This window comes from Lysobacter terrestris (assembly GCF_014489475.1).
In the GTDB taxonomy this organism is placed as follows: domain Bacteria; phylum Pseudomonadota; class Gammaproteobacteria; order Xanthomonadales; family Xanthomonadaceae; genus Agrilutibacter; species Agrilutibacter terrestris.
In genome coordinates, this window is sequence record NZ_CP060820.1 from 1,122,311 (window position 1) to 1,140,839 (window position 18,529).

14 protein-coding genes are annotated in these 18,529 nt (G+C 59.1%); 5 read left to right on the forward strand and 9 right to left on the reverse strand.

All coding sequences use genetic code 11. The features are described from left to right. Positions 1 to 5: 5 nt before the first annotated feature. The 4 genes from H8B22_RS05225 to H8B22_RS14985 form a co-directional block, all read right to left on the reverse strand. Complete coding sequence (locus tag H8B22_RS05225; RefSeq protein WP_187713045.1) at positions 6 to 1,442, reverse strand: AAA family ATPase; 1,437 nt, start codon at positions 1,440 to 1,442, stop codon at positions 6 to 8. Beyond that, positions 1,439 to 3,667 (reverse strand): hypothetical protein, encoded by a 2,229-nt coding sequence (locus H8B22_RS05230; RefSeq protein ID WP_187713046.1) that lies wholly within the window; start codon positions 3,665 to 3,667, stop codon positions 1,439 to 1,441. Before H8B22_RS05230 ends, H8B22_RS05225 begins: the two co-directional genes overlap by 4 nt. After that, on the reverse strand, positions 3,664 to 4,569 hold the full coding sequence (locus tag H8B22_RS05235; RefSeq protein WP_187713047.1) for a PDDEXK family nuclease: 906 nt from the start codon (positions 4,567 to 4,569) through the stop codon (positions 3,664 to 3,666). The genes H8B22_RS05230 and H8B22_RS05235 overlap by 4 nt, the downstream gene beginning before the upstream one ends. A 244-nt stretch (positions 4,570 to 4,813) precedes the next feature. Continuing rightward, positions 4,814 to 5,116 carry a DNA-binding protein gene (locus H8B22_RS14985; RefSeq protein ID WP_187713048.1) on the reverse strand — a complete coding sequence of 101 codons (303 nt, stop codon included), beginning with the start codon at positions 5,114 to 5,116 and terminating at the stop codon, positions 4,814 to 4,816. A gap of 74 nt (positions 5,117 to 5,190) precedes the next feature. Here H8B22_RS14985 and H8B22_RS05245 point away from each other — a divergent pair, with 74 nt between their 5' ends. From H8B22_RS05245 to H8B22_RS05265, 5 genes are all read left to right on the forward strand, one after another. Continuing rightward, positions 5,191 to 5,601: a helix-turn-helix domain-containing protein gene (locus H8B22_RS05245; protein WP_187713049.1), complete on the forward strand. Its 411-nt coding sequence runs from the start codon at positions 5,191 to 5,193 to the stop codon at positions 5,599 to 5,601. Continuing rightward, positions 5,598 to 6,212, forward strand: a complete 615-nt coding sequence (locus H8B22_RS05250; RefSeq protein ID WP_187713050.1) for a hypothetical protein — start codon at positions 5,598 to 5,600, stop codon at positions 6,210 to 6,212. The genes H8B22_RS05245 and H8B22_RS05250 overlap by 4 nt, the downstream gene beginning before the upstream one ends. A 35-nt stretch (positions 6,213 to 6,247) precedes the next feature. Further along, complete coding sequence (locus H8B22_RS05255) at positions 6,248 to 7,276, forward strand: SPFH domain-containing protein (protein WP_187713051.1); 1,029 nt, start codon at positions 6,248 to 6,250, stop codon at positions 7,274 to 7,276. 3 nt (positions 7,277 to 7,279) lie between these two features. After that, entirely contained in the window at positions 7,280 to 8,215 is a 936-nt protein-coding gene (locus tag H8B22_RS05260) for a diacylglycerol kinase catalytic domain-containing protein (RefSeq protein WP_187713052.1), read from the forward strand. A gap of 107 nt (positions 8,216 to 8,322) precedes the next feature. Beyond that, the gene (locus tag H8B22_RS05265) at positions 8,323 to 11,721 is read left to right on the forward strand and encodes a TM0106 family RecB-like putative nuclease (protein WP_187713053.1); all 3,399 of its coding nucleotides are present in this window, start codon (positions 8,323 to 8,325) and stop codon (positions 11,719 to 11,721) included. Between the two features lie 136 nt (positions 11,722 to 11,857). Here the strand turns inward: H8B22_RS05265 and H8B22_RS05270 are convergent, their stop codons facing one another. The 5 genes from H8B22_RS05270 to H8B22_RS05290 form a co-directional block, all read right to left on the reverse strand. Beyond that, positions 11,858 to 12,502, reverse strand: a complete 645-nt coding sequence (locus H8B22_RS05270) for a DUF6988 family protein (RefSeq protein ID WP_187713054.1) — start codon at positions 12,500 to 12,502, stop codon at positions 11,858 to 11,860. A 43-nt stretch (positions 12,503 to 12,545) separates the two neighbouring features. Beyond that, positions 12,546 to 14,546: a UvrD-helicase domain-containing protein gene (locus H8B22_RS05275; protein WP_187713055.1), complete on the reverse strand. Its 2,001-nt coding sequence runs from the start codon at positions 14,544 to 14,546 to the stop codon at positions 12,546 to 12,548. After that, entirely contained in the window at positions 14,543 to 16,459 is a 1,917-nt protein-coding gene (locus tag H8B22_RS05280) for an ATP-dependent nuclease (protein WP_187713056.1), read from the reverse strand. Before H8B22_RS05280 ends, H8B22_RS05275 begins: the two co-directional genes overlap by 4 nt. Before the next feature lie 247 nt (positions 16,460 to 16,706). Next, positions 16,707 to 17,165: a hypothetical protein gene (locus H8B22_RS05285; RefSeq protein ID WP_187713057.1), complete on the reverse strand. Its 459-nt coding sequence runs from the start codon at positions 17,163 to 17,165 to the stop codon at positions 16,707 to 16,709. Positions 17,166 to 17,324: 159 nt separating this feature from the next. Beyond that, positions 17,325 to 18,509 carry a phospholipase D family protein gene (locus H8B22_RS05290; RefSeq protein ID WP_187713058.1) on the reverse strand — a complete coding sequence of 395 codons (1,185 nt, stop codon included), beginning with the start codon at positions 18,507 to 18,509 and terminating at the stop codon, positions 17,325 to 17,327. Between the last annotated feature and the right edge of the window lie 20 nt (positions 18,510 to 18,529).

An 18,529-nucleotide genomic window follows, 5' to 3' on the forward strand; every position in this document is an offset into this window, starting at 1 on the left:
GGTTCTTAAACCTCGAGCTCACCCTGATCCGCCTGCTCACCGGCAAACCTCGCAAGTGCATCCGCACCTCTCCGAAGGTCATCCTCAGATAGATTCTTCCGAGCAGCCATATCCTGTTCCCTCTTCTTCTGTTGCCTCGATCCCTGCTGTTTGAGCTGGCGTGAAATCCGGCTCAACGCTTCGCCAGCTTCCTCCGGCTTCGTCGCCATCGCCCCCCCAATGCCTCCTTGGTTTGGTGTCGTCGGTTGCTGAGGAATGTCATTAAACCGAGAGCTCGCATTTCCGGTCGATACGGCTCGGGCAATTTCCAGGAGCTTCGCGACATTGGGACTCGAAGCGGCAGCCTTGAGGTCTTTTACGGTGAGACGAGCAGCTTCCCCCGCGCGACGTAGTGCAATCTTTTGCCCCTCCTTCCAGAGGGCCACGAAGATGCCAGGAACTCCTCCATCTACTCCTGATGTTGCCTCCTGTATCTCATCGATTGAAGGGACTCCTTCGCAGAGGCTGAATCGTGTCACCCCAGGTAGAAACTGATTTGACCACCAAGAGTCGGCACCCTTCCTCGCGGGAACAAAGACATGCCACCCATGCGTTACAAATCGACGGAGCAACTGCGCACTCGCATCTAGTTCGCTAAACGCCAACGGATTCCCCATCAAAAGAACTGGAATACCAAGGTTCATCAACCCGAGGAAGTACTGGATGAACTCGTCGCCCCACACGTTCTCTGCCAGCGTACTCGGCTGATTCTCGTCGATGGCCAGCAATCCGACCCTGTGGAACGATAGGACTTTAGCCACAAGCACCATGGCCTCATCGAGGTTCTTTTGGCGCTTCAGGTCTGCTGCGTAGTTTGTACCAAGCAGTGCATCCAGTGCCCCGATGATTGCCGCGAATAACCCCTTTCTTGTCGCATTGCTAGGCGCATTCACAATGAGATACGTCACTTGCGTGAGTACCGACCAACCGCAATCCTGCCTTTCCCCATGGACGACGACTTGTTGAGGTGCCAGCACCGATAACACCCGTTCTACGAGCGTCGACTTACCCAGTCCTGTGATTGCCGCCAAAATTGAGCCGCCAGCCCTTCTTCTCAGGGATTGGAGTTGAACTTTGGCCACGCTATCTGCCAACGCCAGCATGTTGATGCGGCGTTGTTCCTCTGGGGACATCGGATTCCTTTGCACCAGTCCCGACCGAAGCATGAGTTGGATCTCTGCAGCCACATGCACATGGGGAGATATTGGCCAGTAGTGATCATCAGATAGCACTAGAAGCGATTCCCGTTGCCCAGGTGGCAGGCTGCGCCAGTCGACTTTAGCCAGTGGCTCCCTTCGAAGCGCCGCTGGAAGATCTTTCACTGGCAGGAACGGAGCGAGCGCCTCGAGCAGGGGATTGGGACCCGCGATCAACTCCGGGTGGTCGCGCCGGTGGTTGCTCATGCAGCAAACTCTTTCATGAAGGACTCCATGGCCTCGGACGCGGCATCGCCACGTTCGTCGGCAGCCTCCACGGTGGCCGTAAGCGGGGCTTCCTCCTCTGCGATTGCACTCGGACCTCCCCCTGACTTGATCGCCCGTATTTCCTCGTCACGGTTTTTGCGCAGCCCTCCCACCATGCTTTTCTGGGAGGGTTTCTCTTGCATCGCGAGCTCCTTCGTCAGCTCGGCTTTGCCGCGGTTCGTTGTTGCCTGACGACGCAGAAGCTTATTTAAGGCCTGCTGGTCCTCATCACCCCGTTGCATGTCCTGGACCAAATCACGCTCTTCGACCCATTGGACGAAGTCGACGACTGTTCCCTTTTCCTTCATCTCAACATCGGAACTGACGTTAGGTATGCTGGTCAGGCCGTGATCTGGAAGGGAAAACCAGACATGACTAGTGTCGGTTTCGCTTTGTCGAATCGTGATGTTCACCGCGCTGTCTTTGATGACCGCCTCTTTGAACTGAGGAGAGCTCTGCAATGCTGGCGCGTAGAACCGGACGTCTGGGACATGGCGCCGCCCATCTGGCATCAGCAGCCGGATTCCACGCTTGGTCATTACGGCCTTGGCTGGTGGCATGGTGAAGGCCCGCAGCCGCTCCAGGTCGTACGGAAGGTCTGCCCGCATGTTCTTTTCCATCATCCATTTCAGGATGTTGATGCGCGTAGGCCGTACGCCCTCCGTCAGCATTGCCGTGGGGGCCAGGTGGGCCACTTCCTCGTTGTTGTACTCAATGACCATCAACAGGAATTCGTGCATGTACTCGGCGTAGTTCCATATAGCCTCCAATGCTGGATGTTTTTCGCCGCGCTCTCGTCGCTTCCCGAGTGTCGTCCCCGGCAACTTGTGGTTCAGTTCCTTGTGATGGGTGTGGTGCTGCGTCTCGACGTCCGACTTGCTCTGGCCGCTCCACGACTTGGTGTACTCCACGGCGAAGTGAAACTCCTCCTCCGCGGCGGTGGTGGTTTTTGACTTCAGCTCCCCGTTGTCGGCAAGGATCAACTTGCAGAGCAGGGATGGCCAATCTTCATCGGTCATCGTGATGCCGAATCGCGCACAGATCTCGACCTTGCTCTCCGCTCCGCACAAGATCGCCTGATGGGCCGTCCAAGTGCTGGGCGACTCCCAACCCACATAGAAACCAATCACGACAGTCGACCGAACTTCCTTCAGTATCGTGATGTGCATGGGCGGCAGTTTCTTGAGCCGCGAGAACATGGACGTCAGGTAGGCATCGTTGGTCGTGGAATCGAGCATAGCCATCTGCCCGACAGCACACACTTGGTCCTGTGTGCTTCCTGGCGTTGCTTGTATGGCCAAGCGACCCAAGCCGATACGCCGCTTACGATCCTCCAACTGGTTCAGCTTACGTCCCCAATAGCGGAACTGCGCCCGTGTCGGCCGCTGATGGGGCGGGAAAATTTCGGGGGTTCCATCCCCTTTCAGCGTTGACCAGTGGACGCCGCAAGTTAGGCGATAGGCGTCTGCCTCGTTTATGGTTTTGCTTGTAAGGAGGTAGCCAATTGCGAGCTTCTTCTTGTCCTCCTCCTTAAGGTAGTAACTTTCCTCAACGACCTTGCCAGCCTTTTCCAGCCGCGACTTCCTGCCAAGCTTCCGTCGTTGCGCCTTCTCGACACCCGGGCCGCCACGCCGGTGCGTATCTGGGATAAGGCTGTTCCTGACACCGCCACTTGCCAGATAGAGATTTAGGATTCGGTAGATGGTTGTCTGATCTTTCTTTTTCGCCTTGGCCTGCCTGATGATTGACGCGCGTAGCGCGGTGGGATTGCGCGCAATTTCGCGCACACTCATCCCTTTCACGATGGGTTCAAGCAAGGCCAAGTTCGCATCTCGCTGTGCTAGACGTCGTTCTCGCCTTTCCCTCTCCTTCGTCGTTGGAGACAAGTCCACGTACTCCTGATCTAACATCGACCAATGGCCAGGAGCTTGATACCTCGTTTCGACGATTTGCCCTTCCTTGAGAGCATTCTCCAATGTTGAAAGATCGAACAGCTTTGGCCCTCGCGCGTACTTGCGGCGCTTGCCACCCTCGCTCCTGAGTCCCGCGATCTCAATAATCGAGGCGATTCCAGCTCGGCAGTCGAGTAACAGAACTCGATACGGGCGCTTTATCGGGGACTCGCCGATGCCAGGCTTGATCACGGTGTTTTCGCGCAGAATCAAGTGGCCTCTCCAAACCACTTCTGACGCCCCTTCTCACGCAATGCCATTCCACCGGTAACCAATGGCCTCGTGGTGGTGATCCCTCTAGAAAGGTCGTGGTCCACATGCTGGTGCCAAATCGCAATACGAAATGCGCGCTGCTCCTCTGGGACCGACCATCCAACTCTTGCGCCAGCTTCCTTGGAGGCAATCCACGCAGGTCGGTCATACGCTGTGCACTGCAGGAGATCGACGTACTTTTGGTAGGGTTCCGAGTGCACGATCTTCATGAGCGTTGCGCGCCGCTCGATCGGAGAAATCGCATGCAATCCAACGAGAAGCTTCGGCGGCAACTGTTCCGGATGCGCCAAGCGAAATGGAATATCCCCAACTACGCAGTACCGGCGATCCAGCTCAATCCGCTCCATGTCGCGATCGGTCGGTAATCCAGCCTCTACAATGGATTTCGGCTTACAGCTAATCCCGATTAGGCGTTTAGGATTCATTGATTGCGGTACCGTCGCAATCATGTCGATGGTTAAGACGTGCGCGATGCGGGTACCCGGATAGGAATGCAGAGTAATGCCCGCTTCCTCCGCTATAGCCTGCGTACCAGGGTGATATCTGGCTTCAGCTCGCGGTGCAATCTGCGCTTCCGGATGCAGATGAGGCCAAGGCCAGAGGGGATACTGTTCCCTGACATCATTCGCACCCAACCACCAGAGGTAGAGTCCGAACTGGCGCTCTGCACGTGACAGAAAATGCGTCAGCCTTTTCAGGTACGGTACGGGGCCGACATTGAGATTCGAGTGAGGCGACGAGGTACGCCTGGTGATCGCGATCCACGGCTGATATGCATCACCCGTCCCTGTGCCGCGCCCTTCTTGGATCGCAGCCGCAAGCTTTGCCATGGTGAGTTTCATGGCCGCCACCCAAGATGGTCGGCCTCATGTATATGCAGACAAAATCTGCACGCAACGAACCCTCTGGACACACGCGCCTCCAAGCTCCGGCTAGGAGCACAAGTCAGTCGATCAAGGGATATCGACGGAGGCTTGACTTACATGCGGGCAGAGGTGGAGACTGCCGACAAGCGAGCAGCTTGAGCAATCAAGTCACGCCAGATAGCCGCCTTTAGCCGAGGCGGCTTTCTTTTTATCCGACGGGTTAGGTTTCGGGGTCACCTCCCTGGCGAGGTGAATGTGCGCCTTCAGTCGGCGCCCCCTGCACAAGTGCGTCAATATCGCTGACGCGCCCGATCAGGCCGTGCTTAAGCCCCAGCCGCACGGCAATTTCGTGACTCTGGCCACGCAGCCCCTGATTACGACCGGTGAGCACTCCGTAGACCAGTTGGGCGGAGTAGCCATGGAGCCTCGCCCAGCCACTAATGGACAAGCCCCTACGGGCAAATTCTGAGCGAACCTCCGCGCCACTTCGAAGAGGCGTGTTAGAGGTCTCTATCGGGAACATATGTATTCATTTGTATACATATATTGCTCCTTATAGTAAACTTTCCGCGTCATCGCAAGGCCCGGAGACCCGAGATGAGCTTCGGCAGCAGACTCCGGCAAGAACGGGGCCGGCTCGAACTGACCCAGCAGAAGTTCGCCGAGTTAGGCGGAGTCAAGCGCGTGAGTCAGCACTTGTACGAGCAGGATGCCCGTGTGCCGGACATGACCTACTTGATGCGGCTGAAGGAAGGCGGCGTCGATGTGTGGTTTCTGATCAATGGCGCACGATTTGTAGCAGGCACCGGTAGCGCCCTTCCCAGATCCGTCTACGTTTCCGCGTTCCGCGCGGTCGATGAGCTTGCCCGTGACGCAGATGGGCAAGCCTTGCCGCTTGACGAACGCGAGCGTCTCTTCGACTTCCTGCTCACTCTGCTACAAAACGAACACTCGTCAGCAAGTCTGGAGGAGATCAAATCACGCCTCTCAGGGGCCTTGGTCGCATGACCTCGCTCAGGCGCTGCATCACCGCGATCGAAACCGGCCTGGATGAAGTCTTCTCTGGCCGATGGTGGTGGCGGGCCTGTCGCTACGTCGCCGAAAGGCGCCTCGAATGGGTGCTAAACCAGTTTGGGGAGAACTCGCTGGCGGCGCGACGTGAGACTGAGCGATACCGGCGAATGCAATTCGCGGTCACCTTCTGGCGGCCAGCGCCTAGTCCAGTCAGGCAGGTCGTACTGAGAGCCAGGCAGGCCGGTGTAAGCATGTCCGACCTTCAGCTGATCGTGCTCAACACCGATGTGCGGACTCGCAGCAACAAAGCGTTCGTTCGCCGATCAGTACTAGCTAGGGCTCTATCGGCGACCATGGCTACCGTTGTCGGAGTGCACTGGTTCTTGATGTATGTCTTGGCCGTTACCGCACCTGGTCCGATCTGGCTAAAGATTCTTGTGATCCTCGGTATCTTTGTTGTTTATGCAACTCTCTACCGGGGTTGGAGCCTTTATGCCTACCGCGCACTAGCCGCAGTGGACCAGTCCGGAAAGCAGTTAGATCAGCTGTGCTCCCAGTCCAATTCTGGAAACAGCGCGAAGCTTCATCAATTGAACAAAATCTAGGCCCTAGGCCTATCGACTCATGACAAGGGGGATCCATGTTTGGTTTGCGCTACGTCAAGGCCAGTCCCAGCACTTACGTCATCCAGTACCGAAACGGGCAGCCGGTCCGCGAAGGCACCGGCCTCGCCTTCTTCTATTTCGCTCCCAATGCCTCACTAGTTTCGGTCCCGCTGGAAAGCGTGGACGTACCTTTCATGTTCAATGAGGTCAGCAGCGACTTCCAGCAAGTGACCGTGCAGGGTCAGGTCACATATCGCGTGACCGAGCCCAAGACGCTTGCCAGCCTCATGAATTTCACGCTTAAGCCTAATGGCGAGTACGTGTCGGAGGATCCGACCAAGGTTCCGCAGCGCGTAGTCAATGCTGTCCAGGTCCAGCTTCGGTCCGTACTGCAAGGCCAGACCCTTCAGGACCTGCTTCGCGCATCCGAGCGCCTGGTGCAGACGGTTCGTGACGGTCTACGTCAGCCGGAAGGGCTGTCCAGCCTGGGGCTCGAGCTCGTGAACTTGGCCGTGCTCGCGGTGAGACCCAATCCGGAAACATCGCGCGCCTTGGAAGCCACGGTGCGCGAGCAGATCCTCAAGCAGGCCGATGACGCGACCTACCTGCGACGAAACTCCGCCATCGAGCAAGAGCGCGCGATCAAGGAGAACGAACTGAATACCGAGATCGCGGTCGAGACCAAGAAGCGCCAGATCCGTGAGACCCAGTTGGAAGCAGAGCGCGCAGCGCAGCAAAAGCGTCAAGAGATCCAGAACGAGGACATGGCCGGGCGCATCGCCCTTGAGGACAAGAACAAGGCGCTAACTGCCCTTCGCATGGAAAACGCACAGAAGGAAGCCGACGCCAGGGCCTATGCCGTCGGTGCGGTGATGAAAGCCGTGCAGGGTGTCGATCCCAAGGTGCTGCAGGCACTGAACGTCGGCAATGCTGATCCCAGCGCTCTGATCGCGATGGCCTTCCAAGGCCTGGCAGAGAACGCCGATCGCATCGGCGAGCTCAACATCACGCCTGATCTCCTGCAACAGCTTGCTGCCAAGGGCCAGGCCACGGCGCGGGCGTAAGGCATGGAGCCGCTGAGCCAGCGGATCGTCCTGATCGTCCGCAAGACCCGCCTCGAAGACCTGACGGTCCGGTTCAACACGGTTGAGCAGGCACGCTTCTACATCGAGCACCTGGGTGCGGATTTCGGCGACTACGAGGCCGAGCACCGCATCTATCAGCAAGCAGTGCTGACTGCCGAAACCTCGTTGCGCCGGTTTGGTCGCGTGCAGAAGCTCGATCGCAGCTTCCTGCCCAACTTCCTGTTCCCTCCCGATGCCTTGGTGGTAGTTCTGGGACAGGATGGCCTTGTGGCTAATACCCTGAAATACCTCTCGGGTCAGCCGGTTATCGGCGTGAATCCCGATCCTGCAAGATGGGACGGCGTGCTCTTGCCATTCAAAGTAGGTGACCTCGCTTCGATCACGCTCGCCGCACAGACCGGAACGCGCCCAACCCGCAGCATCACGATGGCGCGTGCGCGCCTGAGCGACGGCCAGGAGTTGCACGCGGTCAACGACCTATTCATTGGTCCGCGCTCACACGTGTCCGCACGGTACGAAATCCAAATCGGCGGCCGGAGCGAGACGCATTCCTCCAGCGGTTTGATTGTTTCGACCGGGCTCGGCTCCACGGGTTGGTTTCGCAGTCTGCTCGCAGGCGCAGCAGGGATCGCTGGACAGTCGATGAGGGGATCCATCAAGGAACTACGCGAAAAGGGATTTCCGTGGGACGCCGACCACCTGCATTTCACAGTTCGCGAACCATTCCCAAGCAAGACGACGCAGACAGATCTAGTTTTTGGAATAGTCACACGGGACCAGCCCCTCAGGTTGTTGTCCCAGATGGCTGGGTACGGTGTGATTTTCAGCGACGGTATCGAGACCGATTTTCTCGAGTTCAACTCAGGAATGGTTGCAACGATTGACGTTGCCCAACGTCACGGCAATCTCGTTCTTTAAGAGCATGACTGTTCAAGTTGCTGTCCCTGCGATGTGCTCCTGGCGGATCAACAAGCGCGAGGGAAGCGGTCTAGTCAGCACGGCCCAGACTCAACTTCGGAGCCGATATGCATAAGCACGGCGACGCCCTGCTGCTCAGCGCGTCTGATCTAGTAGGGCACCTGAACTGTGGACACCTGACCAGCCTGGACTTGGAGGTCGCGAACGGGACCTTGGCCAGGCCCGCCCACTGGGATCCGTTGCTGGAGCTGCTCCGGGCGCGCGGCACGAAGCACGAACTGGGTTTCATAGAGCACCTTCAGACGCAAGGCCGGGTTGTTACTGTGATCGAAGGTGTCGGCGGGGATGACGCCGCCGTCGCGCAAACGCTAGCAGCGATGCTCGCCGGGGACGAAATCATCGTCCAGGGTGCTTTGCGCGCTCATGGCTTCGTGGGCAGGGTAGATGTGCTGCTGCGCGTCGACACACAGAGCGGCCTCGGCGCTTGGTCCTACGAAGTAGTTGATACCAAGCTTGCGCGCGAAACCAAGGCCGGCACCGTGCTGCAGTTGTGCCTATACGCCGCATTGCTCGAGGCGTCACAAGGCAAGCGACCAGACACGGGTTACGTCGTGGCGCCTTGGACCGGCTACGCACTACAGCCTTATCGCATGGACCAGTTCGGCGCCTACTACCGGTACGTGCGGCAAGCGTTGGAGTCAGCGGTCGTGCCGCATGCCGCGGCCGTGATCTATCCCGAGCCGAAGGCGCACTGTGAGGTATGTCGCTGGCAAGCGCGTTGTGACGCGCAGCGTCGGGCAGACGACCACCTGAGCCTGGTCGCTGGCATCAGCAAGGCGCAGATTGATGAGTTCATATCCCATGGCATCACTACCTTGGCCGGCCTCGCAGCCGTCCCGCCGCCGTTACCTTGGAAGCCCAAGCGCGGATCCGCACTGGCCTACGAGCGGGTACGTGAGCAAGCCCGCATCCAGTTCGTGGGCCGGCAAAAGGGAGTCGTCCTGCACGAACTGCTGCCGATCACGGCCGGGTTCGGGCTGGCAACCTTGCCCGCGCCGAGCGCCGGCGACATTTTCCTGGACCTGGAAGGAGACCCGTTTGTCGGTGAGGGCGGCCTGGAGTACTTGTTTGGCTATTGCTACCGGGACACCGCGGGCACCGTTTACGTCGGAGACTGGGCGGTATCGCGCGAAGAGGAAAAGCAGGTCTTCGAGCGTTTCGTCGACTTCGTCATGCAGCGCCTGACCGAATTCCCCGACCTGCACATTTACCACTTTGCTCCCTATGAGCCCGCTGCGCTGAAGCGCCTGATGGGCCGCTACGCAGTCCGCGAGGAGGAGATTGACACCTTGTTGCGCGGTCGCTGCTTGGTCGACCTTTATGCCGTGGTTCGTCAGTCACTGCGGGCGAGCGTCGAAAGCTACTCGATCAAGAAGCTCGAGCCCCTTTACGGCTTCACGCGCGCCACGCCGCTCCCGGAGGCCAACCGAGCACTGACGAAGGTGCAAGCTGCGCTCGAGCTCGGCGACCTGGAGCTCCTCGACGCCGATACACGCACCACTGTCGCGCGCTACAACCGCGACGACTGCGAGTCGACGCGCGTTCTGCGCGACTGGCTGGAGGCCCAGCGTGGCGCGCTGATTCAAAAAGGCACCGACGTGCCGCGCCCGGGGCCGCCCGACGCCGCCCCGAGCGAAGCCTTAGGCGAATGGCAAGCCAAAATCGCAGCCTTGGTGGCGCAGCTAACACAAGACGTCCCGGTCGATCTCAATGACCGCAATTCAGAACAGCACGCGCGCTGGTTGCTCGCGCACACCTTGGATTTTCATCGTCGGGAACACAAGGCAGTGTGGTGGGAGCACTACCGCCTGGCTGCCCTGACCGCGGATGAACTGCTGGACGAACGCGCGGGCGTGTCGGGATTGAGCTTCGACAGCGCGCAAGGCGGCACCGCAAAGGCGCCCATTCACCGTTACACCTTCCCACCGCAGGAAGGCGAAGTTCGAAGCGGCGACGATCTGCGAAACCTGGGCGGCGAGAAGTTCGGCGCGGTCCACGCCATTTCCTGGGATGCGCGCTGGGTTGACATCAAGAAGCGCCAAGACACGGCCGATGTCCATCCGGAAGCGGTGTACCGCCACAAGGTGGTGGACGCCAAGGTGCTGGCGCAGGCGCTCGTGCGCCTGGGGGAGTACGTCGTTGCGCACGGTATTGAGGGCGCAGGTATGTTTCAGGCGGCACGGGACCTGCTGTTGCGGTTAGGCCCGCGCCTGGGCACACAAACGATCCAGATCGAGAACGAACTCGCACTCGATGCGGCGTGCCGTTTGGCGTTGGCGTTGGAAGGCGGGATCCTGCCCATCCAAGGTCCGCCGGGATCGGGCAAGACCTTCACCGGTGCGCGCATGATCTGCGCCCTCGTCCAGGCGGGGAAGAAGGTCGGCGTGTGCGCGACCAGCCACAAGGTGATCCGGCACCTGCTCGACGAGGTGATCCACGCAGCAGACGAGGCGGGGTTCGACGTGCAGTGCGTGCAGAAGCCAAACGAAATGGAAGATGACGTGCCGCACCTTCGTTTCGCCAAGACGGCCGAGGTGCTTTTCTCCGCGCTTGCCACGGGTGCGCATGTCGCCGGCGGCACCGCGTGGTTGTGGGCCAGCCCGGCAGCCGCAGAAGCGGTGGACGTGCTCTTCGTCGACGAGGCGGCGCAGATGGCGTTGGCCAACGTACTCGCGGTCGGCCACGCGGCGCCGCGATTGGTGCTGCTGGGCGATCCCCAACAGCTGGATCAACCTATCCAGGGCAGCCATCCGGAGGGGACCGAGGTCTCGGCCTTGCACCATGTTCTCGGAATGGCGCCGACAATCGCAGCCGATCGGGGGTTGTTCCTGGCAGAGACATGGCGTCTGCACCCCGCGATCTGCGATTTCACATCCGAGATGTTCTACTCCAGCCGCTTGCACCCTCGGCCCGGCTTGGAGGGGCAGACCGTGACTTCGCCGGGCCGAGTTAGTGGCACCGGCCTACGCTTCCTCGCCGTACACACGCACGGCAACCAAAGCTCGTCGCCGGAAGAGGCGGACGCGGTCAAGACATTGGTGGAGGAAGTCCTGGGCAGCAACACGACCTGGACCGACAAACACGGCACAGTGCGGCCGGTGACCTTGTCGGACATCCTCGTCATCGCGCCGTATAACGCGCAGGTCGCTGAGCTGGGGACGCGCCTTCCGCCCGGCGCGCGCATCGGTACCGTCGACAAATTTCAGGGCCAGGAAGCGCCAATCGTCATCTATTCGATGACAACGTCCAGCCACGCGGATGCGCCGCGCGGGATGGAGTTCTTGTACAGCCTCAATCGTCTGAACGTCGCGACCTCGCGGGCCAAGTGCGTGTGCGTGCTGGTTGCCTCACCTTCAGTGTTCGAAGTCAGTTGCCGTACGCCCCGCCAGATGCAGCTGGCCAACGCCTTCTGCCGCTACCTCGAGATGGCCACACCGATCGCCTAAGCGGGCGGCTCCTGCGCACCTTGCTAGTTCTAGCTGACGACAGCTAACTCTATGTTTTCAGCAACTCAACAATAGGGCCGATCAGTCGCGCTTGCATTTGGGCAACCGCTACCGACAAAACAGGCAGTGTTCGTTGCTACGTAGAGCCAGCAGATGACTGGGGTGGAAGGCATCGAGCAAAACGGCGTTGGATCTCTGCAATCCTCCCTGGAGCGCCGCCGCACGCCATTTGCAGGACGTTGGTTGCAAGTATGAAAAAGCCGTTTCCGTTGAGGACGAGAGAAACTCTTTGAGGATCCGGACAGCCCAGCAGAACATGAAGCACGGGACGAATTCCGCCATGGACATAGGAGTGCATGGGCTTCCACGTCTCGTCTTTGAGCGCTGAAAGCGACTGATGTACCCACTGAGGATGGTGCTTCGCGATCACCGCGAGCATGGAATCGACAGGAGGCCCCTTAATGGTCTCGTCTCTAGCATCTACCTCAGGCGCCGGAGGCGTCAGAAACTCCCGTATCCATTCTTCGCTCGCCCCCTTCAGGCTCCAGATCGCGCGTACCAGCGATTCGAACGATGGGCGAACCAGGGTGACTGCGGTCACATCAAAACCGAACGTCAACAAGCGTTGCTGACTCAATACATGCTCACGCACTATCGAGCAGTAGCCGGCGACCACCCTCCCGCGGTCGGACGATGGCAGAAGGAAGCTTCCCCATAAGTCATCCAGCTCTGTGTGCAATGCTGCGGAGTGCTGGAGCACTAGTTCAATGTTCTGATTCATGAAAGGAAATCCAACAAGCGGCTAGCCAGTCAACGCCGCTTGATCAGCTGGCTGGGGCCAAAGTGAGATCGTGCACAATCCAGCCCTGGTCACGCGCTGCGGCCAGAAGTTGCGCCGACACAGCTGATTTTCGCACCGCTAAAGCTAGTACCTGGCGGGCCCGTGTCACTCCGACGAATGCATTGGTAGCAGCAGTAAGGTGGGCGTCGTTTCCGCTGAAATCGCATTCTTCGATTCCGAATGCGTGGGGAAGGATTGTCTCCAGGTCCATGCATTTGTCTTCTGCTTTGTTGCCCTTCCAGATCTCGGACTCAACCAACAGCACGGCGTCAACAGTCCGGCCCTTGACCGAATGGATGGAGCCCAAGTGCACAGACAGACCATCAATCTGCGCAAACTTGGCCGACTGCGTCGGTGTCGACGCCGTCATAGCCTCACGGTCCGAAAACTCTAGGAACAACTTGAGGGCATCTTTGTCGCCGGACGCATCGCCCAAACCCAAGCAAGCTTTCAGGCGATCGCAGAACGATTCCCACTCGTTCTTCGCCCATGCAGAAGTTCCCATCAGGATGCTGTCGCGGAAAAGGCGTCGCACAGCCAAGCTGCGACACCGATCCTCGGAGAACCGCGGAATGCGCCACAGGTTTGCATTGTGGATACGCCCTCCGTTCTCGGCCGTGCAGCCATACAGTCGCAAGTAGCGCACCAGTGCAGACTCGGCGAAGGCCAGCGATGCGCGTGGCTGCCCGCCACCAGCGTGCAGCAACGAAGCCTTCTGCATCATTCTGCACAGAGTTTCAGCTTGTTCCGAAGATGAACTGTCGGCCCGATAGCTTGGATAGTAGTCCACCAGGCTTTTTGGCAACCAAGCCCCTCGCGGACGATAGCTGCTATGACGCGATGCAACGGCCCACAACGCCGCCGGCGGGCCAGGCGGGTTCGGCCAGTGCGCTTGAATCTCCTCGACATAGGCCGGATGCACGCGATCGATCGACGCTTGGTCAAACAACAGCAAGGTGCGCCGGCAGGGAAGGCCTGGCTCGCCCTGAATCTGCTGCCGATGTCGGGTAGTAAGACTGCTGGCAAACGCGGCGATTTCCGAGCCGAACCGTCGGGTTCGGTTTAGGGGTATGACCGCAGCCGCCGGCGCCCAGAGGGTGTCCTCCTCGGCGAAGCTTTCGTATAGCGTCTGGTTCCGATCGCCTAACCTCTGATAGGCGGCCCCGCCGTTCCCGAACAACGTATTTAGGATTTGCAACTGACTGCCGCTTGTGTCCTGCGCTTCGTCGAGCAGAACCAGCGGAAAACGCCGACGGATCCGATCAGCGAGATTAGGAGACAGGTCGAGCGCCTTCTTTGCCAAGGCAACCAAGTCACCGAACCGGTATATGCCCTGGTTGACTAGTTCAGCCTTTAAGGACTCCAGATCGGAACCGCAATCAGTATTGGGGCCGTGCTGGCCTCGCAGCGCACGCACCTTCAGACGGTCCGGTGGCTGACCTGCCATACACGTAAAATCATCGGCCAGCTCCAGATTGGAAGCCCAGGTCTCGGTTTGGCGTGCGAACAGCCCTTTCCGCTGTTTGGTCCGCTTGACGAGGCTGGCCTTACCGCGCATCGCCCGCTTGGCCGCAGCGGCAAATGCATCATCGTCGATACGCTCTACCGACCAGCCCAGACCCCGCAGGTAAGGCAAGGCGAGGTATTGGTGCAAGAAGGCTGTCACCGTCCCGATGAAATGTGGGTAGCCGAGAAACACCGAGGCCGCCGCATGCCCTAGCAGAGCCTTTTCGACTTCGTCGCGCGCCGCGTTTGTATGCGAGATGACGCATACCCCCTGCACACGCGATGTCCAGGTCCGCGACAACAGGGCCAACTTCGCAATCAACAACGTCGTTTTGCCATTGCCGGGCGCCGCTTGGACCTCGCATGAGTCCACCGTACGCAGGAAGCGAATCTGATTCTCGTCATCGAACGTGCAGCCGCCCAACGACTTTCCCAACTCATCGAGCAACTCCGGCGTCAGCTCTGGAATCCGGATCAAGACTCCGCCTCCGCAGCCTCGTCAGCCTCTGCAGCGGAGTCCTCCGGATGCGGGGTTGCAGAGGTGACGTAGTCCACCGCTTTCACCAGATAGTTCGGTAGCTTTCTGCGAAATGTCACAGCATCGTCCGGCAGCTCGTCGATTAACTTCGCCATCTGCTCGGCAACCTGAGCCTTGGACACGCTCTTCTTAAGCATCGGCTCGTAAATGCGCGCGGCAATGGCCTCATCCGTGCTGCCGGCCTCTCCACGCCAAGTCGCAATTTGCTTGGCCGCATCGTCTTTGATCTGCTCCGAGGTCTTGCCGGCCGGTCGCTTCGCCAGCATCACCGCTTGGTGGACCATCACCGCCAACTCCGCTGTGCGTGCCAGGTCATATTCCAGTGTCCATTGCTCCGACGGAAAGGCTTTTACGCAGCCACCTTCGTCCGCCCTCAATGTGGCCATATGGTCGGCAAGCTCAGCAGCGGAGTAGTCGCTCTCAGTGCGCCGACCCGTGCGGATCATGCCCTTCGCCGCGTCTGGCGGGATGTCCCGATCCGGGATTAGGGCGATGGGAATTGGCAGAATTCTGTCGTCCAGCCGCTGCAAGATGCGACTGTAGCGAAATAGCCCCCGATGCCCGACATTGACAATCGAGACGCCATGCTTGCCCAGCGGACGACCTAGCTTTCGAGCAACTGTTGGCAGCAGCAGATTCTCCGCGTCGCCCTCGATGATCAGCAGGCCACGGGCAAAAAATAGATTGGCTTTGGTGGCGTCGAGGAAACGGCGAAGAAACGTGTAGTCGTCGTCTTCCAGCTTGGTTTGCCCCTTGTCCAAGGAGAAGGTGCTTTGGTTCACTACCAGGGTCACGTTTTCGAGGTGCGCTCCGGCGGCCAGCTGCGGACTATGGGTCGTCAACAGGATCTGCACCTGCTTGCGATCCTCGCCAGTTTTGGGCGGAACGGTGTGCTCCTCCAGCAACTGCATAAACAGGGTCTGATGCTGCGGATGGAGATGCGCCTCCGGCTCTTCGATCAGAAGAAATGGCACTTGCTCGGGATGCGATTCAAGTAGCAATAGCTCCGCAGCCATGAACAGCAGGTTGTTGTAGCCCAGGCCGCGAGCAACTCGCTCGGTGTGACCAGCGGGCGGATCCAGATAAAGCTCCATGCGTTCAAGAAGCTGCTCGAACGATCCCTTGGCCCCAAGGCCCAAGGTGGCGGTCAGTTGGTCGTTCGCGAACGAGAGCTTATCCAAGAAAGTGCTGTTGACAGCCTCCTCCACCTTGGTGACGCCGTTGTTATCGTCGATGTCGTCGTCGGTGCGCTTCATCACGTCGACTAAGGTGGCAGTTTCCCCAGTTGCGGACGCCTTCGACTGTGAGGCCATCACTGGCAGGGCGCCAAGGATGCGTGACAAGCGAGAACGCCGGCCGGAGCGCAGTTCTCGCTCCGCGTCACGCAGCGGCTTGAGGTAGGTCGCCTTCAGGTATTCGCGCAGTTCACCTTCGAGGGGCAACCCGTCGGCGTCGCGGCCGGCGCGGTACTGAGTCGCAACGGCGAAACCGCCGCCGGATTGTTTACGCAGGGAGGCACGTAAGCAAACATAAAGTCGAAGGACGCCATTTTCGTTGGTGCACCACTCAAGGAAGCGGGCTTCTTCATCAGGTTCCAGGCCCTCGAAGCTGCACCTGATTAGCATTTCCGTGGCTCGCTCGCCGCCGGCGCTCACGTGGAAGTCGCCGGGATCGAGGCGCACAAAATCATCGCCACGCGTCCAAAGCACATGACGGGGCGCGTCAATGATCGCGGTTTTTCCTGCATCGTTCGGGCCCGCGAGAATATTTAGGCCCGAGCGAAGCTTGAGCGTTAGAGGACTGTCCGCACTGAAGCAGCGAAAACCACGAATATGGATCTCCGATACGTACATCGTCTCTCCTTAGTTGCTACTAACCGACTGGCAGCGTCGAACGAGCGTGCGGCATCTTAGACCGCGTCACACGAGAGTACTGAAGGACGAGCGCTTCGCACAAAGGGCGGCAGTAGCCACATCTCGTAGTTCGCAGACCATATGGCGGCTTTGGGTCGGCAGTGGACGCCCAGCCTCGGGTAGCAGGCGAACACACCATCAAGACGGTAGTTCGCAATGGCCGCGAAGCACAAAGGTGACGTCTGAGCTAGAAAACTCGCTGCTGAGGTAGCGCTAAACTTTGCTTGTCAAGCGGCAACAGGGAGCGTAGAAAGTCCTGCCACTCCATTCTCTCTGCTTCGCAGCGCTTCTCGATCTCCTCAAGAAGCCAAGGCGTGAACTGAATAAAGGACGTGTTGCCAGCCGCCTGATCATCCACCGCGGCACCAAGGAAAAAGCTGAGTGCGACGAACTCATCACTCGCGCCGGCGACTGGCTCGGCGTCGACCACCACAGTCCAGCTTTCGTCGGCGTTGCCTTCGACGTACGCGAGAACAGCCCCATGTTCGTCGACGAGCTCCGCGATGATATTGGGCTCGGTATCGTGGGCGGCCGACCACTCGGCAACCTTGCTCTGGGTAGCCACTGCTCTGACCAGGGCCGCTTCAACCTTATTGCGACGATCCTTCAACTTCGCTTTCCGTTTCGCGTCGGACTGCTTTCCCATGGCGATTCCCAGCCTGCACCCAAGGGAGACAGTAGCGCGGGCGCGGTGGCTCCGTCATCCCCACCCGGATGACTGGCTTAGTGGACTACGCCGCAATGTCCGCTTCCGGCCAGAAGCGGACAAAAGCAAAGCTGCGAGAAGACGCTCGCCCTCTTCCGTTCAAACCTGTTCGTAGAGAGCCGAATCAAGCAGGGCAGCCCGACGGTGCCAGATGGACGCGCCATGCTCTTCCTCGGGCTCGCTAGCGGCATACCACTCGGTCGACCAGATGTGATCCAGAAGAGCCAGATACTGTTTAACGGTGTCAATCCGCTTGCCACCAATCAGTCGAGCTAGCTGGGGCTTGCTTCCATTGTTCACGGATACGAATACGTCGGGCCGTTTGACGGCCAGAAGGCGGCTCGCAACGCCGACCTTGACGCCTTTCAGCTGAGTCAGCTTGTTGAGAACCTCTTCAACCAAACCTCTGGCTACGGGGCCCCCTAACGGAACGAGGTCTAAGGCTGCACCAACTTTTGCGGGAGACTCATTCACAATTTCTTTCGCGTAGCCCGCTGCACGCATCGTTCCGATGAAACCGCTAGACCTTCCCATTCCCATCAGGAACTGACGATCGGCCTTGGAGATATCCGCAAAGGTAGGTTCTTGTCGAAAGATCTTCGCGGCCTCATCGATTTCATGAAAGTAAGAGGGGTGACTGCCGAACACCCGAACCTTGTTGCCATCGGCAAGCGGCCTGTTCTGCTGAGCATTGATCAAACTGACGTAGGCCTCCCACGACATGCTCAGGCTTGAAATAGAAGAGATTTCTAGCTTCGCGCCCGGGACGACGATTTTCTTCCGCCTCGCCGCCTCCCACACCTGCCTGTATTCATCCAGCCAGTCTGTCGACAAGGGGGTGCCCAGGGTCCACTGCTCATCGATGAACGCTTGGAGCGAACGAAGCTCGTTGTCCTTTGCAAGACCATCGAGGAATACGGAGAGCTCGGTGTTGGCCGTGTAGGCGGCCGTTGTAAAGTTCGCCGAACCAACAATCGCCCTCGCACGATCGCCCTTACGTCCAACTACCACCTTGGGATGAAAGGTACCCTCGGAGTTGATCATAAGGCGCAGGCGGCCCGGCTTCTCATCCAATACTTCCAGAGCTCGGGGCTCCGTCTGAGCGAATGCGGTTCCAATAACCGCACGGCCAACCTTGTCCAGGCGCATCGCCTTCCAGTGCCTCCCCTGACCTTGCCCCGAGCTCACCCAAGCGAAGCTCATATCGATCTGGTCTGCCCAGTTAGATAGCTCTTCGAGCGCTTCAAAAAGTGCATCCGCCTCGGTAATTATCTTCGTCTTCATCCTTGCCGTTGCTCCCCAGC

Excerpts from the sequence above, each read along its gene's own strand:
- H8B22_RS05225 (WP_187713045.1), bottom strand. The coding sequence starts at position 1,442 with ATGAGCAACCACCGGCGCGACCACCCGGAGTTGATCGCGGGTCCCAAT.
- H8B22_RS05235 (WP_187713047.1), bottom strand. The coding sequence starts at position 4,569 with ATGAAACTCACCATGGCAAAGCTTGCGGCTGCGATCCAAGAAGGGCGC.
- H8B22_RS14985 (WP_187713048.1), bottom strand. The coding sequence starts at position 5,116 with ATGTTCCCGATAGAGACCTCTAACACGCCTCTTCGAAGTGGCGCGGAG.
- H8B22_RS05245 (WP_187713049.1), top strand. The coding sequence starts at position 5,191 with ATGAGCTTCGGCAGCAGACTCCGGCAAGAACGGGGCCGGCTCGAACTG.
- H8B22_RS05250 (WP_187713050.1), top strand. The coding sequence starts at position 5,598 with ATGACCTCGCTCAGGCGCTGCATCACCGCGATCGAAACCGGCCTGGAT.
- H8B22_RS05255 (WP_187713051.1), top strand. The coding sequence starts at position 6,248 with ATGTTTGGTTTGCGCTACGTCAAGGCCAGTCCCAGCACTTACGTCATC.
- H8B22_RS05260 (WP_187713052.1), top strand. The coding sequence starts at position 7,280 with ATGGAGCCGCTGAGCCAGCGGATCGTCCTGATCGTCCGCAAGACCCGC.
- H8B22_RS05265 (WP_187713053.1), top strand. The coding sequence starts at position 8,323 with ATGCATAAGCACGGCGACGCCCTGCTGCTCAGCGCGTCTGATCTAGTA.
- H8B22_RS05270 (WP_187713054.1), bottom strand. The coding sequence starts at position 12,502 with ATGAATCAGAACATTGAACTAGTGCTCCAGCACTCCGCAGCATTGCAC.
- H8B22_RS05280 (WP_187713056.1), bottom strand. The coding sequence starts at position 16,459 with ATGTACGTATCGGAGATCCATATTCGTGGTTTTCGCTGCTTCAGTGCG.
- H8B22_RS05285 (WP_187713057.1), bottom strand. The coding sequence starts at position 17,165 with ATGGGAAAGCAGTCCGACGCGAAACGGAAAGCGAAGTTGAAGGATCGT.
- H8B22_RS05290 (WP_187713058.1), bottom strand. The coding sequence starts at position 18,509 with ATGAAGACGAAGATAATTACCGAGGCGGATGCACTTTTTGAAGCGCTC.